This window comes from Curvibacter soli (genome assembly GCF_029211125.1).
GTDB lineage: Bacteria > Pseudomonadota > Gammaproteobacteria > Burkholderiales > Burkholderiaceae_C > Curvibacter_A > Curvibacter_A soli.
Window position 1 is genome coordinate 23,417 of sequence record NZ_JARGEN010000071.1, and the last position, 21,015, is coordinate 44,431.

General features: G+C 68.7%; 18 protein-coding genes and 1 pseudogene. 3 read left to right on the forward strand and 16 right to left on the reverse strand.

All coding sequences use genetic code 11. The annotated features are described in order from the left end of the window. Positions 1-34: 34 nt before the first annotated feature. Positions 35-445, forward strand: a complete 411-nt coding sequence (locus PY257_RS14390; protein ID WP_275743035.1) for an acyl-CoA thioesterase — start codon at positions 35-37, stop codon at positions 443-445. Positions 446-508: 63 nt separating this feature from the next. On the opposite strand, the gene PY257_RS14395 is transcribed toward PY257_RS14390, so the two are convergent. The 14 genes and pseudogenes from PY257_RS14395 to PY257_RS14460 form a co-directional block, all read right to left on the reverse strand. After that, a complete protein-coding gene (locus PY257_RS14395) occupies positions 509-1,045 on the reverse strand; it encodes a bactofilin family protein (protein ID WP_275743037.1) in 537 nt (178 codons plus the stop codon). A gap of 273 nt (positions 1,046-1,318) precedes the next feature. Beyond that, positions 1,319-1,513, reverse strand: a complete 195-nt coding sequence (locus PY257_RS14400) for a hypothetical protein (protein WP_275743039.1) — start codon at positions 1,511-1,513, stop codon at positions 1,319-1,321. A gap of 48 nt (positions 1,514-1,561) precedes the next feature. Continuing rightward, complete coding sequence (locus tag PY257_RS14405) at positions 1,562-3,193, reverse strand: PEP/pyruvate-binding domain-containing protein (protein WP_275743041.1); 1,632 nt, start codon at positions 3,191-3,193, stop codon at positions 1,562-1,564. Continuing rightward, on the reverse strand, positions 3,190-5,139 hold the full coding sequence (locus tag PY257_RS14410) for a phosphate transport regulator (protein ID WP_275743043.1): 1,950 nt from the start codon (positions 5,137-5,139) through the stop codon (positions 3,190-3,192). Before PY257_RS14410 ends, PY257_RS14405 begins: the two co-directional genes overlap by 4 nt. 115 nt (positions 5,140-5,254) lie before the next feature. After that, positions 5,255-6,265, reverse strand: coding sequence for a formylglycine-generating enzyme family protein (locus tag PY257_RS14415; protein ID WP_419095721.1), 1,011 nt, complete (start codon positions 6,263-6,265; stop codon positions 5,255-5,257). Positions 6,266-6,503: 238 nt separating this feature from the next. Further along, complete coding sequence (locus PY257_RS14420; RefSeq protein ID WP_275743045.1) at positions 6,504-7,271, reverse strand: enoyl-CoA hydratase; 768 nt, start codon at positions 7,269-7,271, stop codon at positions 6,504-6,506. A gap of 4 nt (positions 7,272-7,275) precedes the next feature. Then, entirely contained in the window at positions 7,276-8,106 is an 831-nt protein-coding gene (locus tag PY257_RS14425) for an acyl-CoA thioesterase (protein ID WP_275743047.1), read from the reverse strand. A gap of 47 nt (positions 8,107-8,153) precedes the next feature. Then, complete coding sequence (locus PY257_RS14430) at positions 8,154-9,350, reverse strand: acetyl-CoA C-acyltransferase (RefSeq protein WP_275743049.1); 1,197 nt, start codon at positions 9,348-9,350, stop codon at positions 8,154-8,156. 38 nt (positions 9,351-9,388) lie between these two features. Then, positions 9,389-11,878: a 3-hydroxyacyl-CoA dehydrogenase/enoyl-CoA hydratase family protein gene (locus PY257_RS14435; RefSeq protein WP_275743050.1), complete on the reverse strand. Its 2,490-nt coding sequence runs from the start codon at positions 11,876-11,878 to the stop codon at positions 9,389-9,391. Between the two features lie 267 nt (positions 11,879-12,145). Next, positions 12,146-13,951 (reverse strand): acyl-CoA dehydrogenase C-terminal domain-containing protein, encoded by a 1,806-nt coding sequence (locus PY257_RS14440; RefSeq protein ID WP_275743052.1) that lies wholly within the window; start codon positions 13,949-13,951, stop codon positions 12,146-12,148. Positions 13,952-14,173: 222 nt separating this feature from the next. Further along, positions 14,174-14,521 (reverse strand): annotated as a pseudogene (locus PY257_RS14445) (TetR/AcrR family transcriptional regulator); the annotation flags it as partial. An 88-nt stretch (positions 14,522-14,609) separates the two neighbouring features. Beyond that, positions 14,610-15,458, reverse strand: coding sequence for a fumarylacetoacetate hydrolase family protein (locus PY257_RS14450; RefSeq protein ID WP_275743056.1), 849 nt, complete (start codon positions 15,456-15,458; stop codon positions 14,610-14,612). Positions 15,459-15,486: 28 nt separating this feature from the next. After that, positions 15,487-16,155: a nucleoid occlusion factor SlmA gene (slmA, locus tag PY257_RS14455; RefSeq protein ID WP_275743058.1), complete on the reverse strand. Its 669-nt coding sequence runs from the start codon at positions 16,153-16,155 to the stop codon at positions 15,487-15,489. A 77-nt stretch (positions 16,156-16,232) separates the two neighbouring features. Then, positions 16,233-17,657 (reverse strand): sensor histidine kinase, encoded by a 1,425-nt coding sequence (locus PY257_RS14460; protein ID WP_275743213.1) that lies wholly within the window; start codon positions 17,655-17,657, stop codon positions 16,233-16,235. A gap of 434 nt (positions 17,658-18,091) precedes the next feature. On the opposite strand from PY257_RS14460, the gene PY257_RS14465 reads away from it, so the two are divergent. Together PY257_RS14465 and PY257_RS14470 are read left to right on the forward strand one after the other, a co-directional pair. Next, on the forward strand, positions 18,092-18,373 hold the full coding sequence (locus PY257_RS14465) for a type II toxin-antitoxin system TacA family antitoxin (protein ID WP_275743060.1): 282 nt from the start codon (positions 18,092-18,094) through the stop codon (positions 18,371-18,373). Continuing rightward, positions 18,370-18,867, forward strand: a complete 498-nt coding sequence (locus PY257_RS14470) for a GNAT family N-acetyltransferase (RefSeq protein ID WP_275743062.1) — start codon at positions 18,370-18,372, stop codon at positions 18,865-18,867. Before PY257_RS14465 ends, PY257_RS14470 begins: the two co-directional genes overlap by 4 nt. Before the next feature lie 214 nt (positions 18,868-19,081). Here the strand turns inward: PY257_RS14470 and PY257_RS14475 are convergent, their stop codons facing one another. After that, the gene (locus PY257_RS14475; protein ID WP_275743064.1) at positions 19,082-19,795 is read right to left on the reverse strand and encodes a response regulator transcription factor; all 714 of its coding nucleotides are present in this window, start codon (positions 19,793-19,795) and stop codon (positions 19,082-19,084) included. A gap of 269 nt (positions 19,796-20,064) precedes the next feature. Then, a complete protein-coding gene (gene argB, locus PY257_RS14480) occupies positions 20,065-20,955 on the reverse strand; it encodes an acetylglutamate kinase (RefSeq protein ID WP_275743066.1) in 891 nt (296 codons plus the stop codon). Positions 20,956-21,015: the final 60 nt, after the last annotated feature.

Below are 21,015 nucleotides of genomic sequence, written 5' to 3' on the forward strand. Positions count from 1 at the left end.
AATCGGGCTTTCTATGGTTTTGCAGATTGTGCCCATGTCCTCTTCTTCAAGCCTTCCGGCGGTAGAACTCCCCCGCGACCGGGAACTGGTTCTCAAGGTCATTCCCATGCCGGCGGACTGCAACGTCAATGGCGACATCTTCGGCGGCTGGGTCATGGCGCAGGTCGACCTGGCCGGCTCGGTGCTGCCCGCGCGCCAGGCACGCGGGCGCATGGCGACGGTTGCGGTCAACGAGTTCATCTTCAAGCAGCCGGTGCGCGTGGGCGACCTGCTGTCGTTCTATGCCCAGATGAAGCACGTCGGCCGCACCTCCATGACGGTGGAGGTGGAGGTCTACGCCGAGCGCATCCACGCCCAGGGGCAATACGTCAAGGTCACCCAGGCCACGCTCACCTACGTCGCCATCGACGCGCACGGCAAGCCGCGGCCCGTGCCGCGCGACTGACGAACGCGCGCCGCAGCCCGAACCACGGCGACCAGCCAGCAGGGCGACGAGGGCTCCGCCTGCTCAGGCCACCAGCGGGGCGCGCGCAACAGGCGCGGCGGATGCGGCGGGACGCGCCGCGCCGCCGAACTCGATCTCGCCGGCCAGTTGGCCACCCTCCTCGATCACCACCTTGCCGTAGCGGATCTTGCCGTTCACCTTGCCGGTGGAGAAGATCACGAGTTTCTCCCGCACGGTCAGGTTGCCGTTGAATTCGCCGCGGATCTCGGCGATGTCGATCTCCGCCGAGCCGCGGAACGCGCCCTGCTCGGCGATCTGGATCACGCGCGAATCCATCGTCGCCTCCACCAGCCCTTCCACCACCAGCGTGTCGCAGTCGGTGATCTCCACCCCCTTGAGCTTGATGTTGGGGCCGACGGTGAGCTTGCTGCCGCCCTCTTTCGCGGGCACCGCAGTTGCGGGCGCGGCAGCCGGCGGATGGCCCGGCAGGCTGGCGCCGCCCAGCCCGCCGGAAGCGGTGCCGGCGCTGCCGGGGTAACGCGCAGGGGGCGTGCCCGCCTCGGAGTCACGCTTGCCGAAGAACGGCGACTGAACGGCCATGGGAGCTCCTTCAAAAAGTGAGGAAATCCTACGCAGGGCCGGCGCCGAAAGCTCCACGCATTGCGCAAGATCGGTAACCAATTCCGCCGGCGCGGCGACAGGCCGCGCAGATCAGCCAGCTACTGCTCGGTGACGCTGACCAGCAGGTCGAACTCGGTGCTGTCCACGTGCGAGGCCATGGGCAGTTGCTGAACTGCAACCGGGCGAAACCTTGACTGATCGGCACAGCCAGTCCAGGCGATGGGTTATGTTTGGGCTCGACGTCCCAAAAAATCATCCTGGAAACGGCAGTTGGATGCGCCTGCCGGTGCCGTGATCGGGGTGCCAGGCAAGACGCGACGACGCGGCGGGCTTGCTGCCCGCAAGGAGGAGCAACGCCGCATGGTGCGCCGAGCGCGGTGCTGGCAGGTGCATGGCGCTCTCACCCGCGAGGTGAACCCCATCGAAGCCGGCAACGCTCGATTGCATGCGGCCTGGCAAGGGATGCAAAGCGGTCAACTGCTGTTTCCAGGATCATCAGCGTCCATGGTTGCGCGCCTTTTTGCCGTGGTGCTGGCTGCGCAGTTCTTTCAGCCGCTCGCGCAGCGCGGTGTCGGGCACCAGGGCGCTGGTGGCCTGGCCCGCGTAGATGGCACCGTCGTTGCCGTCCAGGGTGATCAGCTCGTTCTCGGCCAGGGTCTGGCTGCCAATTTGCACAGTGCGCGCGGCTTCGTCGATGTGCAGCGCCGTGCAGCCCACCAGGCAGGTTTTGCCCATCTGCCGCGCCACCACGGCGGCATGCGATGTGCGGGCGCCGCGCTGGGTGAGCAGGCCTTGCGCTCCTTGCATGGCGGTGATGTCGCTGGTTTCGGCGTCCTGGCGCACCAGGATGGCTGGCACGCTGCGCTGCACCAGGCGATCCACCGCCTGCGCGTCCAGCGCAATGGCGCCGGACGCCACGCCCGAGCAGGCGGGGTTGGCCAGGGCCAGCGGGGTGGGGGCGTTGTCGGGGTCGTCGCTGGCGACGATGCGCACAGTGCCCAGTTTGTCTTCCGGGATGGCCTGGGTGCGTGCCAAGGCCTCGGCGCTGTCGATCAGCCCTTCATCGAGCAGGTCCAGGGCAATGCGCACGGTGGCCAGCGGGGTGCGCTTGCCGTCGCGTGTTTGCAGCATGTGCAGCACGCCGTCCTGCACGGTGAATTCGAAGTCTTGCATGTCCTTGAAATGCTGCTCCAGCGCGTGGGCCGAGGCCTGCAGCTGTTGCCAGGCATCGGGCGCCACCGCCTCCAGGGTGGCATGGCCGTGCGCATTGCGCCGGCCCGAGACCACGTCTTCGCCCTGCGCGTTGGCCAGAAAGTCCACCCACAGGCGGTTTTCTCCGGTGCTGGGGTCGCGCGTGAAGCCCACGCCGGCACCAGAATGCCCGCCGGTGTTACCGAACACCATGCGTTGCAGGATCACGGCGGTGCCCATGTCGTGGTCGATCTGGTTGATGCGCCGGTATTCCACCGCCTTGTCGGCATTCCATGAGGCAAACACCGCCTCGATGGCGCCGGAGAGCTGTTCGCGTGCGTCTTGCGGAAAGGGCCGGCCGGCATGGGTTTCATAGATGGCCAGAAAGCTGCGCGTGAGCTGGCGCAGCTGGTTGAAGTCGAGCAGCCGCTCGTCCTCGCCCTGGGTAACGCGGTTGATTTCGGCTTCGAAAAGCGCTGCAGGCAGCCCTTGCACTACCTCGCCGTAGCTTGCCACCAGGCGCCGGTAGGCATCCCAGGCCATGCGGGGGTTGCCGGTCTGGCGCACCAGGCCGGGCAGGGTGTGGTCGTTCAGGCCGATGTTGAGCAGGGTTTCAAGCATGCCCGGCATCGATACCGGGGCGCCTGAACGCACCGACAAAATCAGCGGGTTGCGCTCGTCGCCAAACAGCAGGCCGGTGCTTTCTTCCAGCGCGTGCAGGCCCACGGAGAATACCGGCAGGAAGCAATTTTGCGGGGCGTGGGTGAAATACGTTCCAATGACCAGCGCGGCGGGAACGTTCAGCCCGGCCTGGGTCATGCGGTGCAGGTTGTAGCCCTTGGAGCCCATGGTTTCCCGCGAGGGCTTGTGCAGGTTTTGGCTGGCCGGCGTGTGGATGAGGTACAGATGCTTGGGCAGGCTGGAGTTGGATTTCATGCCGACATTCCTGTTTTGTTGAGCACCATCTGGCGCAGTGCATAGCCGACCTGCAGCAGGTTGTCGGTGGCTTTTTCAATCGTGGCGGCCAGGTCATTGGCCAGCATCAGGTCCATCGGGGCGTTGTGCAGGTTCTTGACCATGGTGGTGCGGGCCTGGCGAAACAGTTCGTCGCACTGGCGCTCGGCGCGCAGCATGCGCCACAGGGTCTGCAGGAACAGCTCGCTGTCGGGGCCATCGGCCCGCTGGCTGACCTGGCGGGCGATCTCGATGGCCTTGACCTGGTCCTGGATGGCGGCCAGGGTGGTGGCCGCCAGCTGGCACAGCGCTGCGCGCACGTCAGCGGGCAAGCCGGGCGCTGGATGAATGAGTGTGAGCGAGTGCATGAAGGTGGCTTCTTCCAGCGCATCGGCCACATCGTCGGCTTTGGCCAGGCAGTCCACGACCGGCAGCCAGCGGGGCCTGCGCTCGGCCCGCTCGCGGGCATCCATGAGCAGGTGATCGGCCTGACGCTCCCAGTTCTTGGCACGCAGCACCTGGGCCTGGGTCTGGGCGGCATCGCCGGGGTTTTCCAGGGCATCGCACAGGCCCTCGGCCAGCGCGTGCGTGAAGGCGGCGTGCTCGGCCAGCAGGTCGAATTCGAAGGTGCGCTGGCGCAGCACGCGCGCCAGCAGCACGCGCGCTTCATCGGCCACCAGCGATATGGGCTGCTGCTGGCGCAGCAGCACGCTGGAGATGCGCAGCAGCTCCAGCAGATAGGCGCTGGCGACGGCTTCGCCCAGCACGTCGTCGAGCCGGTCGCCCACTTGGAAGGCCTCAATGTCCAGGGACTGCATGGCGTTGTAGACCAGGCGCTCGGCCCCCGCCATCAGCCAGGCAATGTGGCCCCAGTCGTTGCGCGCGGCCTGCGAGAGCAACTCGACGGCCTGGGACTTGCCCACGAAATGCTGCAGGCGCTTGCGGGCCCGGTTCCAGTCGATCACGAAGACGATGCGCGAGGCCACGTTCTCCAGGCCGGCTTGTAGCTGGGCGTTGTTCTGCGCCTCCAGGCGGGCCTGGCCCACCATGTAGGGCTTGCCGGCGTTGAGCCCTTCAGAGACCCGGGGGTCGAAAATCTGCCAGGTAAAGCCCATGTCTTCGAGCATCTGCCGGAAAAAGCCGAAGCGGCCCGGGTGCAGGTCGGAATAGGTGAGCGAGATGGTGTTGTCCTGCACCTCGATCACCAGCACATGGACGTCGTTGGTGCCGATGTCGTTCTGGATCAGCAGCCGCTCGCCGTCGCGCGTGACGGCGGTGTCCAGCCCGGGGTGCGAGAACTTCAGGGCGGCCGTGCGGTGCAGCCCGCGCATGAAGGCGCGGATCAGCGGCCGGTCATCGTCGTTCACCTGCCAGGCGTGGGCGCCATCGATATCTTCGGTGGCCAGTTCGCTCGACAACGCATTGATCTGCTTGTGCAGGTCCATCACCAGCAGGTGCAGGCTGTCGCCGCGCTGGCGGTCGCCGTGGGTGAGTTCATTCAATGCCGCGCGGGGCAAGCCTTCGTTGTCGGCCAGGGTGTGCAGTTGCTGCAGCCAGTAGTCGCGCCGCCCGGCGATGTCGGAGGCACTGGCCTGCCCGGTGTCGCACACGGGGCGGGCCATGATGGACAGGTCGTTGGAGAGGGCCTCCAGCAGGTTTTCCATGTGGGGCAGGATCAGCAGGTCGTCGTCGTAGTAAGCGCCGCTTACCAGTTCCTGGGCCCAGGGTGCGTCCTGCAACCCCGCGTGCGCGATATCCTCTTCCCAGCGCCCCACCGGCCCATCGGGCGTTGACGCATGCTGCGCCGCCGATTGAAGCAGGGTCAGGTACAGCTTGAGCCGGTCGTTGGCTGCCAGGGCCGCCTTGATCCACGCCGGCATCAGCAGCGAGGGCTGCCCCAGGGATGCAACCGCTTTTTCCTTGAGCATCGATTAATTCTCCGCAAGTTCAGACGGTATTAGCGCCTGCCAGGAAGGCGGCCCTATGACGGTTTGGTGACAGCCTGGTGGTGACGGTGCAGCCGCCCAGAGGGTCGACAGGCGTTCAGCGCGGCCCGATTTCGCGCACCAGCCGCATGCCCACCAGCGTGTAACGTGTGTCGGGGCTGTTCCAGTTGCGGTAGCTGCAGCGGGCATAGAACGCCCAGGTGTGCCACGAGCCGCCGCGGCGCACCCGCACGCTGCCCTCGGCGGGGCCTTGCGGGTCGGTGCCAGGCGACTGGGCGTAGTAATTGTCGCCATGCCAGTCAGACACCCATTCCCACGCGTTGCCCAGCATGTCATGCAGCCCGAAGGTATTGGGGGCCAGACGGCCCACCGGCGCCGTGAAGGCATAGCCGTCGCTGCGGGCCAATGCATGCTGCTGCCAGCGCGGCCAATAGGGCGCGGCGGCCTGGTCGAAGACGTTGGCCTCCTGCGCCAGCCCCGCGGGCGCATCGCCATGCGGGTAGCGGGTGCGGGTGCCGGCGCGGCAGGCGTATTCCCACTCTGCTTCTGTGGGCAGGCGGTAGTGGTGGCCTTCGGTGCGGCTCAGCCAGGCGGCCAGCGCCTGGGCGTCGTTCCAGGTCACGTTGACCACGGGATGGGTTTCATCCTGCGCGAAACCCGGGTTGCGCCAGGAGTAGCGGGGGTTGCGTCCTTCAAACGCATCGCCGCGTGCCGTGGTGGCGGGGTCGTAGTCGGGGTTGTAGCCATAGCCGCCGGTGCCGTCAGCCTCCGATTCCGGGCGGTAACCCGAGGCTTCGATGAACCGGCGAAACTGCCCCACGGTGACTTCATGCTGCCCCAGATAGAAAGCGCGGCTTATGCGCACGCGGTGCACCGGGGCTTCGTCGGCGAGCTGGGTGAACCGCTCACGCTCCAGCTGGGGGAAGGCCTGGGCCAGCGTGTCGGGGGATTCGCCACTGCCCATCCAGAAGCTGCCTGCCGGTACTTTCACGAAGGCCATGCCGATTGTGTTGGTCCAGACCGTGGGGCCAGGCGCCGCAGGTGGCGCTGCCAGGGCGCAGGCCATCGGGGCCAGTACACAGAACAAGGTGATGGTTGGGTGGGCCATGGCGTACCTGGTGTGGAGCTGAGCAACAGGGGCTGAACGCTGTGGGCGGGACAAAAGGCAGCAGCGTTTGCGGGCCACATTGTGGCATGGGCCGCCATGCCTGCGGCGCTTGCAGCTATATTTTCAGGAGCACCGGGTTCGTGCGGATGGCCCGGGCCAGCGCACTGCGCAAGGTGCCGTCCGGACTTCCGGGGGATGCCTGCCTGCCGCGCCCGGAGCACCCGCGGGCGACACGACCTCAGCACGCGCTGAAGTCGGGCTTGCGCTTTGCCATGAACGCGGTGAATGCCTCGCGGGCGGCGGGCTCGTGCAGCATGCGCCCGAAGATGGCGCCTTCCTCTTCCATGCGTGCCTGCACCTGCGCGGCCTGGCCCTGCTTCATGAGGCGCTTGGTGACCGTCAGCGACGACAGCGGCTTGGCTGCGAGCTTGCGGGCCTGGGCCTGCGCCACGGCATTGGCCTCGGTGGGCGGCACCACGCGGTTGACCAGGCCCACCTCCAGCGCGGCCTCGGCCATGAAGGGCTCGCCCAGCAGCAGCGCCTCGGCGGCGCGGTGGTAGCCCAGCATCTGCGGCAGCAGCAGCGTGGATGCCGCCTCGGGGCAGATGCCGAGGTTGACGAACGGCATCGAGAACGCCGCGTTGTCGCCCGCGTACACCAGGTCGCAGTGCAGCAGCATGGTGGTGCCGATGCCCACCGCCGGGCCGCACACCGCCGCCACCAGCGGCTTGGGGAAGGCCGCAAGGACGTGCAGGAAGCGGTACACCGGCGCGTCGGGCATGGCCGGCGGCGCATCCAGGAAATCGGCGATGTCGTTGCCCGCGCTGAAGATGGTGGCATGGCCCTGCACCACCGCCACGCGCACGCCGGAGTCGGCTCCTGCGGCCTGCAGGGCATCGGCCAGCGCGGTGTACATCGCGGCGGTGAGGGAGTTCTTCCTCTCTACGCGGTTGAGCGTGATGGTGGCCACGCCGGCTTCGGTGTGGACGAGGATGTCTTGCGCCATGGGGCTATTCCTTGAAGTAAACGATCTGGTGCGTGGTGGCGAGCATGCTGCCGGCCTCGTTCCAGAGCTGCGCGCTATGGTCGAAAAAGCCGTTGCGGAACTCCTGCGCGCGCACCCGGCCCAGCAGATAGCCCGTGCCGGTCTCGGCCAGCCGGGCCGCACCGGCATGGAAATAGATGGTGATGGACACGGTGCCCGCCGGCACGCGCGTGGCGCGGCGCAGCCAGACGCGCGGGAAGAAGATGTCGGCCATGGCCGCGAGCGCGCAGAAGTCCAGCGGGCGGCCGCCGCCGTCGCGCATCCACAGCCGGGTCTCGCTGCCCTCGCCCTGGCCGTTCCAGACGGTGGGGATGGCGCCGTGGACGGGGCGGAACTCGTAGCGGTTGACCCACTCCACGCCCTCGAACAAGGGCACGCGCTGCACCTCGCTGGGCGCGGGCACGGCGGGCATGGGCATGTCCGACACGCTCCAGGTCTCGCGCCGCGCGGCGGTGACCGCCGTGGCGGTGGTGGTGAGCACGTCGGCGCCCTGCGGGTCGCGCTGCAGCATCGAGAGCGTCCAGTGCTGGGTGGAGCGGTTGGTGCGCGCGGGCTGGGCCACGATCTCGAACGGGCCCTCGGCCAGCGGCCCGGCGTAGTTCACGGTGAGCGACAGCGGCTCGCCAAGCAGGTCCGGGTGCAGTTGCACGGCGCGCAGCAGCGTGGCCGCGGTGATGCCGCCGAACGGCCCCACCATGTTCCAGTAAGCGGCGCTGGTATGGCCGCGCCAGCGGCCCGGGGCGGCAGCCTGCAGCGCCAGCGCCTGATCGAAGGGGTGTGGTGGTGTAGTCTCCATGGGGTGCCAAGTGTGCCGGCATTTCGGCCGGTGCGCAGTCGTGCGCGCTACACCCGCTCGAAAATTCCCGCCGCGCCCTGCCCCATGCCCACGCACATGGTGACCATGCCGTGGCGCAGCTTGTGGCGGCGCAGCGCGTGCACCACGGTGGCCGCGCGGATGGCGCCCGTGGCGCCCAGCGGGTGACCCAGCGCGATGGCGCCGCCCATGGGGTTGACCCTGGCCGCATCCAGCCCCAGGGTGCGGATGACCGCGAGCGACTGCGCGGCGAAAGCTTCGTTGAGCTCGATCCAGTCGATCGCGTCCTGCCGCAGCCCCGCGCTGCGCAGCGCGGCGGGAATGGCCTCGATGGGGCCGATGCCCATGATGGCCGGCGGCACGCCCTTGCTGGCGAAGCTGACGAAGCGCGCGAGCGGCGCGAGGTCGAAGCGCTTCACCGCCGCATCGCTGGCCAGGATCAGCGCGCCCGCGCCGTCGCTGGTCTGCGAGCTGTTGCCCGCCGTGACGCTGCCGCGCGCGGCGAACACGGTCCTGAGTTTTGCCAGCCCTTCGATGCTGGTGTCGGCGCGCGGCCCTTCGTCGAGACGCACGGTGCGGGTACTGGCAACGGACTCGCCCGCCTCCAGGCTGGCCGTGCGGTCGGTCACCTCCACGGGCGTGATCTCGTCGGCGAACTCGCCGGCCTGCTGCGCGGCGATGGCGCGGCGGTGCGATTCGAGCGCGAAGGCGTCCTGCGCCGCGCGGTCCACCTTCCACTGCCGCGCCACGCGCTCGGCGGTCAGGCCCATGCCGTAGGCGATGCCCACATCACCGTCGCGCGCGAAGATGGAGGGCGACAGCGAGGGCGAGTTGCCCATCATGGGCACCATGCTCATGCTCTCCACGCCGGCGGCGACCATCACATCGGCCTCGCCCACGCGGATGCGGTCCGCGGCCATCTGCACGGCAGACAGCCCCGAGGCGCAGAAGCGGTTCACGGTGATGCCGCCCACGCTGGCGGGCAGGCCCGCCAGCATGGCGCCGATGCGCGCCACGTTCAGGCCCTGCGGGCCTTCGGGGATGGCGCAGCCGCAGACCACGTCCTCGATGGCCGCCGGGTCCAGCCGCGGCACCTGCGCCAGCGCGGCCCGCACGATGGTGGCCAGCAGCTCGTCGGGCCGGGTGTTGCGCAAGTAGCCGCGGTGCGAGCGGCCGATGGGCGTGCGCGTGGCGGCGACGATGTAGGCGTCCTGTAGCTGTTTCATGTGCATGTTCCTTCGCGTCGTGCCGTTCACGTTCACGTTCAGTTGCGCAGGGGCTTGCCCGTGCTGAGCATGCCCATGATCCGTTCCTGCGTCCTGGGGTGGACGATGAGGCCGCAGAACGCCTTGCGCTCCAGCGCCATCAGGTATTCCTCGCTGACCAGCGTGCCGGCGTCCACGTCGCCGCCGCAGACCACCGTGGCGATCTGGCTGGCGATGTGGAAGTCGTGCGCGCTGATGAAGCCGCCGTCGCGCAGGTTGACCAGCGAACCCTCGATGGTGGCGATGCCGCTGCGCCCGGCCACGGGAAACAGGCGCTTCATCGGCGGGCGCCAGCCGGCCCCGGCCAGCGCGGCGGCCTCGTTGAGCGCCACGGACAGCAGCTCGTCCTTGTGCGCCACGACCACGTCGCTGTCCAGCAGGTAGCCGATCCTGCGGCTCTCCAGCGCGCTGGTGCCCACGGTGGCCATGGCCGCGGCCTTGAAGGGCTCGGCGAGGAACTTGAGCAGATCGCGGTCGGTGCTGGCCGCCGCGTTCTCCGCCGCGCGGCGCGCGATGTAGGTCAGTCCCCCGGCGCCGGGCACCAGGCCCACGCCCACCTCGACCAGGCCGATGTAGCTTTCCAGCGCCGCCACCCGGCGCGCCGAATGCACGGCCAGCTCGCAGCCGCCGCCCAGCGCCATGCCGCGGATGGCCGACACCACCGGCACCGCGGCGTAGCGCAGGCGCAGCATCAACTGCTGCATCTCCTGCTCCGCGCCCTCGATGGCGTCGACGCCCGCGACGGCGAACGCCGGCAGCATGGCCTGCAAATCCGCGCCCACGCTGAACGGCTCGTCGCCCTGCCAGACCACCAGCGCCTGGTAGTCGCGCTCGGCCAGCTCCGCCGCGCGCACCAGCCCTTCGACCACGCCGGGGCCGATGGCGTGCATCTTCGTGCGGATGCTCGCGATCAGCACGCCGGCATGGCTGGGCAGCGTCCAGAGGCGGATGGAGTCGTCCTCGAACACCGTGGCGCCGGCCTGGCCGAACGGCACCTGGCCGTCGCCGAGCACGCCTTCGCGGAAGACCTGGCGGCCATAGACCGGCAGGTCGCGGCGCGGCACGAAGCCGCCCTGCGCCGGGCTCCACGAGCCCTCGGGCGTGTGCACGCCGCCCGCCTGGGCGACCGGGCCGTCGAACACCCATTGCGGCAGCGGCGCGCTGCAGAGCGCCCGGCCGGCATCGATGTCCTCCTGCACCCATCGGGCCACCTGCAGCCAGCCGGCCTCCTGCCACAGCTCGAACGGGCCCTGCCGCATGCCGAAGCCCCAGCGCATGGCCTGGTCCACGTCGCGCGCATTGTCGGCAATGGTTTGCAGATGCACGGCGGCGTAATGGAAGCCGTCGCGCAGGATGGCCCAGAGGAACCGGCCCTGCGGCCCCTCGGCGTTGCGCAGCAGCCGCAGCCGCTCGGCGGCCGGTTTCTTCAGCATGCGGCCATACACCTCGTCGGCCTTCTGGCCGCCGGGCACGTAGCCGCGGCTGGCCAGGTCGAAGCGCAGGATGTCGCGGCCCACCTTCTTGTAGAAACCCGCCTGGGTCTTCTGGCCCAGGTTGCCCAGCTCCAGCAGCGTCTTCAGCACCGCGGGCGTGCCATAGCTGGCATGGAACGGGTCGGATTGCTCGTCTAGGTTGTCCTGCAGCGTGCGGATGACGTGGGCCACGGTGTCCAGCCCCACCACGTCGGCGGTGCGGAAGGTGCCCGAGCTGGCGCGCCCCAGGCGCTTGCCGGTCAGGTCGTCCACCACGTCGTAGGCCAGGCCGAATTTTTCGGCCTCCTGGATGGTCGCCAGAATGCCGGCGACGCCGACGCGGTTGGCGATGAAGTTGGGCGTATCCCGGGCGCGCACCACGCTCTTGCCCAGCGTGCGGGTGGCGAAGGTTTCGATCTGGTCGAGCACCTCGGGCCGCGTGGCGGGCGTGGCGATCAGCTCCACCAGTTGCATGTAGCGCGGCGGGTTGAAGAAGTGGATGCCGCAAAAGCGCGGGCGGATCGCCTCGGGCAGCGCCTCGCCCAGCGTCGTGATCGACAGGCCCGAGGTGTTGCTGGCCAGGATGGCGTGCGGCGCGATGAACGGCGCGACCTGGCGGTACAGGGCGGTCTTCCAGTCCATGCGCTCGGCGATGGCCTCGATGACCAGGTCGCATTCCTGGAGCAGCGCCAGGTGCTCCGCGTAGTTGGCGGGCTGGATCAGGGCGGCATCGTCCGCCAGCCCCAGCGGCGCGGGCTTGAGCTTCCCGAGGTTGTCGATGGCCCTCAGCGCGATCGCGCTCTTGGGGCCGGCCCCACCGCCGGGCCGCCCCAAGGCGCAACCCGCCCCCCCGGGGGGCAGCGAACCACGCGCAGCGGGGAGCGTGGGGGCCATATCCGCGGCCAGGTCGAACAGCAGCACGGGCACTTTCACGTTGACGAGGTGGGCCGCGATCTGCGCGCCCATCACGCCCGCGCCGAGCACGGCGACTTTTCTCACGAGCATCCTGGTGGTCATGGGTTCTCCGTATTCACTGCGGGGCCGCGATGCGCACCCAGGTTTGCGTGCGCCAGAACGGGCCCAGGGAGCCGCGCACTTCGCGGCGCGCGCCGCGCGCCGCCCCGTCGATGGGCGTGAACCTTGTCGTCCACGCTGCGCCACAGGCCCAGCGGGCCCATCTGCGCCTGCGCGGCACTGCCTGATACTATCAAAAAGATAGCTGCCGCCGCCCTTGGAATAAGCGTTTCCATGCGATTTCGCTTGTAAATGAACAGGCCGGCCGAATCAGGCCAGCGCGGCATCGGTATCCATGAGCACCCCGGCACCCGCGCGCGCGGTGCGCATGAGCGTGGCCGTCTCGGGGAACAGCCTGGCGAAATAGAAGCGCGCGGTCTGCAGCTTGGCGGCATAGAACGGGTCGGCGCTGCCGCCCTCGATGGCGCGCAGCGCGGCCTGCGCCATGCGGGCCCAGAAGTAGCCGAACACCAGGTGGCCGGCCACGCGCAGGTAGTCCACGGCAGCGGCGCCCGCCTCGTCGGGGTTGCCCAGCGCCTTGAAGCCGATCTCGGTGGTGAACCTGGTCATCTGGTCGCCCAGGTAGGCGAGCGGGTTGATGAACTCGGCCATCTTCTCGCTCACGCCCTCCTCCTCCACCAGCTTCGCCACCAGCTTGCCGAACTTTTTGAGCGACGCGCCGTTGTCGCCCAGCACCTTGCGGCCCAGCAAATCCAGCGCCTGGATGCCGTTGGTGCCTTCGTAGATCATGTTGATGCGCGCGTCGCGCACGAACTGCTCCATGCCCCATTCGTGGATGTAGCCGTGGCCGCCGAAAACCTGCTGGCATGCCACCGTAGCGGTCCAGCCGTTGTCGGTGACGAAAGCCTTGGCGATGGGCGTGAGCAGCGCCACCAGTTCGGCACTGTCGGCGCGCACCTTGGCATCGGGGTGGTGCTGCTCCTTGTCGAGCAACAGGGCGCAATAGTTGAGCAGCGCGCGCGCGCCTTCGGCATAGGCCTTGGCGGTCAGCAGCATGCGGCGCACGTCGGGGTGCACGATGATCGGGTCGGCGGGCTTGTCCCGGGCCTTGGCGCCCGACAGGCTGCGCATCTGGATGCGATCCTTGGCATAGGCCAGGGCGTTCTGGTAGGCCACTTCCGTCAGGCCCAGCGACTGGTTGCCCACGCCCAGGCGCGCGGTGTTCATCATCACGAACATCGCGGCCAGGCCCTTGTGGGGCTGGCCCACCAGCGTGCCCATGGCGCCATCGATGACCATCTGCGCGGTGGCGTTGCCGTGAATGCCCATCTTGCGCTCCAGTCCGCCGCAATAAATGGCGTTGCGCTCGCCCAGGCTGCCATCGGGGTTCACCAGGAACTTCGGCACCACGAACAGGCTGATGCCCTTGCTGCCCGCGGGCGCATCGGGCAGGCGCGCGAGCACCAGGTGCACGATGTTCTCGGTGAAGTCGTGCTCGCCCGCGCTGATGAAGATCTTGCTGCCGGTGATGCGGCAGGTGCCGTCGGGAGCCCCCGGCACGGGCTCGGCCCTGGTGCGCAGCAGGCCCAGGTCGGTGCCGCAGTGCGGCTCGGTCAGGCACATGGTGGCGGTCCACTCGCCGCTGATGAGGCGCGGCAGGTAGAGCTTCTTCTGCGCATCGGTGCCGTGCGCGCGCAGCGCCTCGTAGGCGCCGTGCGACAGGCCCGGGTACATGGCCCAGGCCTGATTGGCCGAGTTCATCATCTCGTAGAAGTTCTGGTTGACGACGAACGGCAGCCCCTGCCCGCCATAGGCCGGATCGCACGAAAGCGCGGCCCAGCCGCCCTCCACATACCTGGCGTAAGCCTCCTTGAATCCCTTGGGCGTGGTGACGGCATGGGTGGTCTTGTCGAGCGTGCAGCCCTCTTCGTCGCCGCCGAGGTTGAGCGGCAGCATGACCTCGGCGGCGAACTTGCCGCCTTCTTGCAGCACCGCGTCGATGGTGCCGGCGTCCACGTCGGCGTGGGGCGGCAGGGCCTTGAATTCCTCGGCGACCTTCAGCACCTCGTGCATCACGAACTGCATGTCGCGCAGGGGCGGGGTATAGGTGGGCATGTCGTCTGCTCCTGAATGGGTCTTGGATGAATCGGGTCAGGCCGCGGCGGCACCGCGGCGCGCTAGCGCAGTGTTCGATGCTTGGCGGCACCAATAAAGCAATGCGTTTTGGCGCAGGGCAAGGCGCAAGCCACAGCGATGGCCGTCGCTAGCGCGCGGATTTGCACCGCCGCCATGCGTCAAAAGGCGCGGTTTTATGCGAGTGCTGCTTGGCGTTTGACACTGCACCAGGATGTCGTCGAAGCCGCGGTTGGCGCGGGCGATGGAGCCGGGCGTCTTGAGAAAGCGCGCCGCGTAGTGCAGCGCGAGGATCAGGCCGTGGATCTCGAACCGCACATGGTATTGGCGCGCCACGGAAATCTGCAGTTCCTCGCGCGAGCCGAAGTGGGCGAGCACGCCCGACTTGCGCATGCCCATCACTTCGGCCAGCGCGCCGATGGACAGCCCCTGCAGCCCGATCTGCGTGGCCAGCGCCAGGGCGGCATCGACGATGGCGGCCTTGGTCTGCCGGCCCTTCTGCGGCCCGCGCTTTTCACGCGCGAGGGGAACGATGGGTACGAGGGTGGACATGGCCGCCTGGAAAAGAACGAGCATGCTATTTTGCGGCGGGCGGCGCAAATGCGCCCATGGGTAAACCGTTTCGAGGACTGCGCGCCCTTCAGGGCTTGAACGCCACCACCGCCTGCCGCTGCCGCCCCAGGCCCTCGATGCCCAGTTCCAGCGCGTCGCCCTGCTTGAGGAACACCGGCGGCTTCATGCCCATGCCCACGCCGGGCGGGGTGCCGGTGGCGATCACGTCGCCGGGCTCCAGCGTCATGAAGCGGCTCACGTAGCTCACGATCTGCGCCACGCCGAACACCATGGTGCGGGTGCTGCCGGTCTGCATGCGCCGGCCATTCACGTCTAGCCACAGCTCCAGGCGCTGCGGCTGGGGCACCTCCTCGCGCGTGACCAGCCAGGGGCCGATGGGGCCGAAAGTGTCGCAGCCCTTGCCCTTGTCCCAGGTGCCGCCGCGCTCGATCTGGTATTCGCGCTCGCTCACGTCGTTGACCACGCAGTAGCCGGCCACGTGGGCCAGCGCGTCCTTGCGCGCCACGTGGCGCGCGCGGGTGCCGATGACCACGCCCAGCTCCACCTCCCAGTCGGTCTTCTTCGAGCCCTTGGGCAGCATCACCGCGTCGTCCGGGCCCTGGATGCAGCTCGTGGCCTTCATGAACACGATGGGCTCGCGGGGCACGGGCATGCCGGCCTCTGCTGCATGGTCGGCGTAGTTGAGGCCGATGGCCACGAACTTGCCGATGCCCGCCACCGGGCAGCCGATGCGCGGCGCGCCGCGCACGATCGGCAGCGACTCCGCCCGCACGCGGCGCAGCCGCGCCAGCGCCGCCTCGCCCAGTTGCGCGGGCCCGATGTCGGGCAGCAGCGCGCCGAGCGCGCGCAGCCGGCCCTCGGCATCGATGAGGCCGGGCTTTTCGCGCCCCGGCGCGCCGTAGCGGACGAGTTTCATGGGGGAATCTCCAGCGGGGGTGGGGCTGCTACAGCATGAGCGCCAGCGCGGGCTGCAGCAGTTCGCCCGGCAGGCGGCGGAAGTCCGAGCGCTCGTAGCGCTGCAGCCGCCCGATCATGAACGCCACCAGCGTGCTGGCGCGCACCTGCGCGTCCACGCTGGGGGTCTGCGAGCCTGCGGCGCCGGCAGCGGGGCGCAGGCACTGGCGCAGGGTGGATTCGATGCGGTCGAAAAACTGGTTCATGCGCTGGCGCAGGCGCGCGTGCTCGTACACCAGCGCGTCGCCCACCATGACGCGCACCATGCCGGGGTTGCGTTCGCCGAACTGCAGCACCAGCGCAACGATGCGCCCGGCCTGCCGGCTGCCGGCGTCTGCGTCGCCCTCCTCGCCCCCGCTCTCGACGATCTGGCCCACCAGCGTGAACACGCTCTGCTCCACGAAATCGATCAGCCCCTCGAACATCTGCGCCTTGCTGGCGAAGTGGCGGTACAGCGCCGCCTCGCTCACGCCCAGCCGCGCCGCCAGCGCCGCCGTCGTGACGCGCTCCGCCGCGGGCTCCTGCAGCATGGCGGCCAGGGTCTGCAGTATCTGCAGGCGCCGCTCGCCGGGCTTCGGGCGCCGGCGCGGCGCGGTGCCGGCAGGTGCCGGCGCGGGGGGCGCAGGGGGCGCAGCAGGGGGGCTGTCTTCGTGCGGCATGGCTCGTTGTAATTCGTATGCAATTCATTCTCGCATACCGGTTTTGCATCCCTCGCCCCCAAAAACCAGAACGGTTCTCAGCGCGCAAACACCAGTGTCACGACCAGCCCGCGCCCGCCGCCGCCGCTGGCCAGCGACAGCGCGGCGCGGTGCAGCCGCGCGATTTCCTCGGCAATGGCCAGGCCCAGGCCATTGCCCTCGCCCACGGTGCCGGGCACGCGGTAGAAGCGCTGCGCCACGCGCGCGCGCTCCGCCGGCGCGATGCCCGGGCCATCGTCCTCCACCTGCAGAAATGGCTGGGCGTGGCCGCCGGGCGCAGTCTCCACGCCGCAGCGGATGGTGACGGTGCCGCCCTCGGGCGTATAGCGCACCGCGTTGTCCACCAGGTTGCCGAGCAGCTCGCGCAGCAGCCAGCCATGGCCCGTGGTGCGGGCTGGCGCGGCGTCGAGGCCCAGATCGATGTGCTTGGCGGTGGCCGCGTCGAGGTGCTGCTCCAGCATGGCCTCGCACAAGTCCTTGAGGTCCACGCGCTCCATGGGCTGCGCCTCCATGGCCCGCGCGTCGGCGCGCGACAGCGCCAGCAATTGGTTGGCCAGTTGCGACGTGCGGCGCGTGGCCAGGCGCAGCTTGTGCAGTTGCTGCGCTTCCAAAACGATAGCGCCCGGCGCTTGATCCGCCTGCGCTGCGGGCTGATTTGGCTTGTATCCCACCTGCGCCGCCAGCGCCCATGCCTCGACCTGCGCCTGCACGCCGGCCAGCGGCGTGCGCAGTTGGTGCGCGGCGTCGGCGATGAACCTGCGCTGGCTTTCGGCCTGCGCGTCCACCAGGCTGAACAGCCGGTTGAGCGCCCCCACCAGCGGCCGCACCTCCAGCGGCGAGGCGGCCTCGTCGATGGGGCTCAGGTCGCGCGGGGAGCGCCGCTCCACCGCCTCGGCCAGGTCGCGCAGCGGCTTGAAGGCGCGGCGCACGGCCCAGCCCACGGCCAGCACGGCGGCGGCCAGCAGCACCGCGTTGGGCAGCAGCACGCGCAGCAGCGTGCGGCTGAGCCAGTGCTGGCGCGGGTTGGAGCCGTCGGCCAGCGCCAGCACCAGCTCGCCCGCCGCGGTGTGCACGCGCTGCGCGACGATGCGGTAAGTGACGCCGCCCCACTCCATGCTGTGGAACTCGGGGCTGGCGGTGGCCGGCGGCGCCTCCATGCCCAGCCACAGGTCGCCGTACAGCAGCCGGCCCGACAGGTCGAAGACGGCGTAGGCGCAATAGCCCGCGCGCTCCTTCAGGAACTCTTCGAGCGGCGGGGCCAGCAGCAGCGGCGGGTCGCCCGGCAGCGCGGCGGGGGCGACGATGGAGTCGCCCAGCAGCGGCACCATGCGCAGCAGGTTGCGGTCCTGCCGCAGGGCGGCGTCGTCGGCGGAGCGGTAGTCGAGCCAGGCGTTGAGCAGCGCCAGCAGGCACAGCGGCACGATGAGCAGCACCAGCAGCCGGTTGCGCACCCCGGCGGTCATGGCAGGCGCGAACTTCGCCACCATCCTAGAAACGGCGGTTGAACCAACCGACAAACTGAAGAAGCCCAATATCCATGCGGGTTTCCAAAGACTTCAAGTGACGGCAGAGCAGCTCCGAATGGGTGAGTCTGGAAAGCATGGAAACTCAATGCGTGACAGGTGCTTGCTCGAATTTTGGGGATTCAACTGCCGTTTTTAGCGATCATCCCAAGCCGGCGGAGCCGGAACCAAACAGGTTGGAAATGCGAACACAACCTTACCCTCTCGGTCGTACGCAAGAGTTTTGGACGTTCCACTTGGGGTCGCTCAGAAAATGGGGTCGCTCAGAAAACGGGGAAAATCGTACGCTAACGTAGAGTACGCCGGAACCGCCGAAAATTCCGCCCTGAGTTGCACGGCACTTGGCCGTTTGATTGCTTCAGCAGGACAAAACCATGCCCGCCACTACCTCTACCGCCCGTCTCGAAGCCCGAATCAGCACCGATCTGCATTCGATGCTCAAGCGTGCCGCCGAACTACAGGGGCGCACCATGACCGATTTCGTGGTGTCCGCCGTGCAGGAGGCTGCGCAGCGCGCCATCGAGCAAGCCGAAGTCATCCGCCTGTCGCTGGCCGATCAGGAATGTTTCGCGCAAGCTCTGCTGTCGCCACCGAAGCCGGCCCCGGCTCTGGAACGTGCCTTTACCCGTCGCAGCAAGCTCTTGCGCACGGAATGAGCCGCGCACCGTTGCAGCTTGCCCCGCTCGATGCTGCACATGACCGCGCTGCCTTCCGCAGTGATTCGGAGCCGCTGAATCGCTACCTGCGAGAGCAAGTCACCCAGGACATTCGCCGCCGCGTGGCTGCCTGTTTCGTGGCCCTGGCAGACGGAGAGCAGATCGCGGGCTACTACACCTTGGCCTCGGCAAGCCTGCTGCTGGCCGATCTTCCGGCCAGCACCGGCAAGAAGCTGCCGCGCTATCCGACCGTGCCCGCCGTTCGCATGGGCCGCCTGGCGGTCGATCGGGCTTTCAAGGGCCAGGGCCTGGGCGGTGCGCTGCTGGCCGATGCGCTCCAGCGCGCCGCCCGCTCGGAGATTGCCGCCTTCGCCCTGATGGTGGACGCCAAGGACGAGGCGGCAGCGGCTTTTTACCGGCATCACGGCTTCATTGCCTTGCCAGACTCGCCGCTGACCTTGTTCCTGCCGCTGGCGAGCGTCCAGCGTTCTTGAAACTCGCCGTTCCAAGCCGGTTGAACCTGGAAACGGCAGTTGGATGCGCCTGCCAGTGCCGTGATCGGGGTGCCAGGCAAGGCGCGACGACGCGGTGCCGGCAGGTGCATGGCGCGCTCACCCACCAGGTGAACGCCATCGAAGCTGGCAACGCTCGATTGCATGCGGCCTGGCAAGGGATACGCAGCGGTCAACTGCCGTTTCCAGGTTGAACCTACCGCGGCTCGGCGGCGGCCAGCAGCTCCAGCCGGTAGCCGAAACCGCGGATGGAGCGCAACGCCACGCCGTGCGGCTCCAGCTTGCCGCGCAGGCGCGAGACGTACACCTCCACCGCGTTGGGCGTGATCTCCTTGTCCCAGCCGGTGAGGGCCTGCAGCAGCTTGTCCTTGCGGGCCGGCTTGGGGGCGTTGAGCATCAGGTACTCGAGCACCGTCCATTCGCGCGGGCCCAGCTCGATGGGCTGCGCGGGCGCCGCGCCGCAGTCCGCCCGCACGCAGGCGCGGCGCCCGGCGGTGTCGAGCTCCAGCGGGCCGAAGCACAGCACCGCGCTCAGCGCGGCCTGCGAGCGGCGCAGCAGCGCGCGCAGGCGGGCCAGCAGCTCGGGCAGCTCGTAGGGCTTGACCATGTAGTCGTCGGCGCCGTGGTCCAGGCCCTGCACCCGGTCCTGCAGCGCGTCGCGCGCGGTGAGCATCAGCACCGGCATGGCATGGCTCGCCACCTCGGGGCGGCGCAGCCGGCGCGTGAGCTCGATGCCGTCGATGCCGGGCAGGCCGATGTCGATGATGGCGGCGTCGAACGTCTCGCTGCGCAGCACTTCCTCGGCGCGCTCGCCGCTGCCCACCCAGTCGACGGCGTAGCCGGCATCCGTCAGGCCCAGCTTGATGCCGCTGGCGACCATGACGTCATCTTCCACGAGCAGCAGGCGCATGGGGTAGCTCGGGTAATTTACATATACTCCCTAGGAGTATGTATCAAAAACTGTTGAAACACCTGCGGCGGCAGACGTTAGCATGGGGAGTATGCACGAAGACGCGGAGAGCCGACGCAAATCCGCCCACCCAAAGGCCGCGCAGCAGGCCGCCAGCGACCGCCGCGGAACCGGCTTGGCCGGGCCGCCGGCGGTGTCCCCCTTCCCGCAGCGCGTAGCGATGCGAGAGAAGGGGGAAGGCGCGCAGCGCCTCAGGGGGTTGCTCTCCATCAATGGCTGCGGATCATGGTGCCATACGCCTGATCCGTCAGGATCTCCAGCAGCATGGCGTGCGGCACGCGCCCGTCGATGATGTGCACCGCGTTCACGCCGCTCTTGGCCGCGTCCAGAGCGCCGGCGATCTTCGGCAGCATGCCCCCGGAGATGGTGCCGTCGGCAAACAGCTCGTCGATCTCGCGCGCGCTCAGGTCGGTGAGCAGCACGCCGGCCTTGTCGAGCACGCCGGGCGTGTTGGTCAGCAGCATCAGCTTCTCGGCCTTGAGCACCGTGGCCAGCTTGCTGGCCACCACGTCGGCGTTGATGTTGTAGCTCTCGTTGGCCTCACCGAAGCCGATCGGGCTGATGACGGGGATGAAGGCATCGTCCTGCAGCGCCTTCACCACGCTCGGGTCGATGGTGACGATGTCGCCCACCTGCCCCACATCGTGCTCGATGTTCGGGTCCTTGTTGTCCACCATCTTGAGCTTTTGCGCGCGGATCATGCCGCCGTCGCGCCCCGTCAGCCCCACGGCCTTGCCGCCGGCCTGGTTGATCAGGCCCACGATGTCCTGCTGCACCTCGCCGGCCAGCACCCATTCCACCACCTCCATGGTCTCGGCATCGGTCACGCGCATGCCCTGGATGAAATGGCCCTTCTTGCCCAGGCGGTTGAGCGCCGCCTCGATCTGCGGGCCGCCCCCGTGCACCACCACCGGGTTCATGCCCACCAGCTTGAGCAGCACCACGTCCTCGGCGAAATCGGCCTGCAGATCGGGGTCGGTCATGGCGTTGCCGCCGTACTTGATGACGATGGTCTTGCCGTGGAACTTGCGGATGTACGGCAGCGCCTGGGCCAGGATTTCGGCCTTGTCGCGCGGGGCGATGGATTGCAGATCGGTCATGGTGCGGCGGCGGTTGGGGATCGATGGATGCGCGGATTGTGCCGCATGGATTGATAAGAT

Excerpts from the sequence above, each read along its gene's own strand:
- PY257_RS14390 (WP_275743035.1), top strand. The coding sequence starts at position 35 with ATGTCCTCTTCTTCAAGCCTTCCGGCGGTAGAACTCCCCCGCGACCGG.
- PY257_RS14395 (WP_275743037.1), bottom strand. The coding sequence starts at position 1,045 with ATGGCCGTTCAGTCGCCGTTCTTCGGCAAGCGTGACTCCGAGGCGGGC.
- PY257_RS14400 (WP_275743039.1), bottom strand. The coding sequence starts at position 1,513 with ATGCAATCGAGCGTTGCCGGCTTCGATGGGGTTCACCTCGCGGGTGAG.
- PY257_RS14405 (WP_275743041.1), bottom strand. The coding sequence starts at position 3,193 with ATGAAATCCAACTCCAGCCTGCCCAAGCATCTGTACCTCATCCACACG.
- PY257_RS14410 (WP_275743043.1), bottom strand. The coding sequence starts at position 5,139 with ATGCTCAAGGAAAAAGCGGTTGCATCCCTGGGGCAGCCCTCGCTGCTG.
- PY257_RS14415 (WP_419095721.1), bottom strand. The coding sequence starts at position 6,265 with ATGGCCCACCCAACCATCACCTTGTTCTGTGTACTGGCCCCGATGGCC.
- PY257_RS14420 (WP_275743045.1), bottom strand. The coding sequence starts at position 7,271 with ATGGCGCAAGACATCCTCGTCCACACCGAAGCCGGCGTGGCCACCATC.
- PY257_RS14425 (WP_275743047.1), bottom strand. The coding sequence starts at position 8,106 with ATGGAGACTACACCACCACACCCCTTCGATCAGGCGCTGGCGCTGCAG.
- PY257_RS14430 (WP_275743049.1), bottom strand. The coding sequence starts at position 9,350 with ATGAAACAGCTACAGGACGCCTACATCGTCGCCGCCACGCGCACGCCC.
- PY257_RS14435 (WP_275743050.1), bottom strand. The coding sequence starts at position 11,878 with ATGACCACCAGGATGCTCGTGAGAAAAGTCGCCGTGCTCGGCGCGGGC.
- PY257_RS14440 (WP_275743052.1), bottom strand. The coding sequence starts at position 13,951 with ATGCCCACCTATACCCCGCCCCTGCGCGACATGCAGTTCGTGATGCAC.
- PY257_RS14450 (WP_275743056.1), bottom strand. The coding sequence starts at position 15,458 with ATGAAACTCGTCCGCTACGGCGCGCCGGGGCGCGAAAAGCCCGGCCTC.
- slmA (WP_275743058.1), bottom strand. The coding sequence starts at position 16,155 with ATGCCGCACGAAGACAGCCCCCCTGCTGCGCCCCCTGCGCCCCCCGCG.
- PY257_RS14460 (WP_275743213.1), bottom strand. The coding sequence starts at position 17,657 with ATGACCGCCGGGGTGCGCAACCGGCTGCTGGTGCTGCTCATCGTGCCG.
- PY257_RS14465 (WP_275743060.1), top strand. The coding sequence starts at position 18,092 with ATGCCCGCCACTACCTCTACCGCCCGTCTCGAAGCCCGAATCAGCACC.
- PY257_RS14470 (WP_275743062.1), top strand. The coding sequence starts at position 18,370 with ATGAGCCGCGCACCGTTGCAGCTTGCCCCGCTCGATGCTGCACATGAC.
- PY257_RS14475 (WP_275743064.1), bottom strand. The coding sequence starts at position 19,795 with ATGCGCCTGCTGCTCGTGGAAGATGACGTCATGGTCGCCAGCGGCATC.
- argB (WP_275743066.1), bottom strand. The coding sequence starts at position 20,955 with ATGACCGATCTGCAATCCATCGCCCCGCGCGACAAGGCCGAAATCCTG.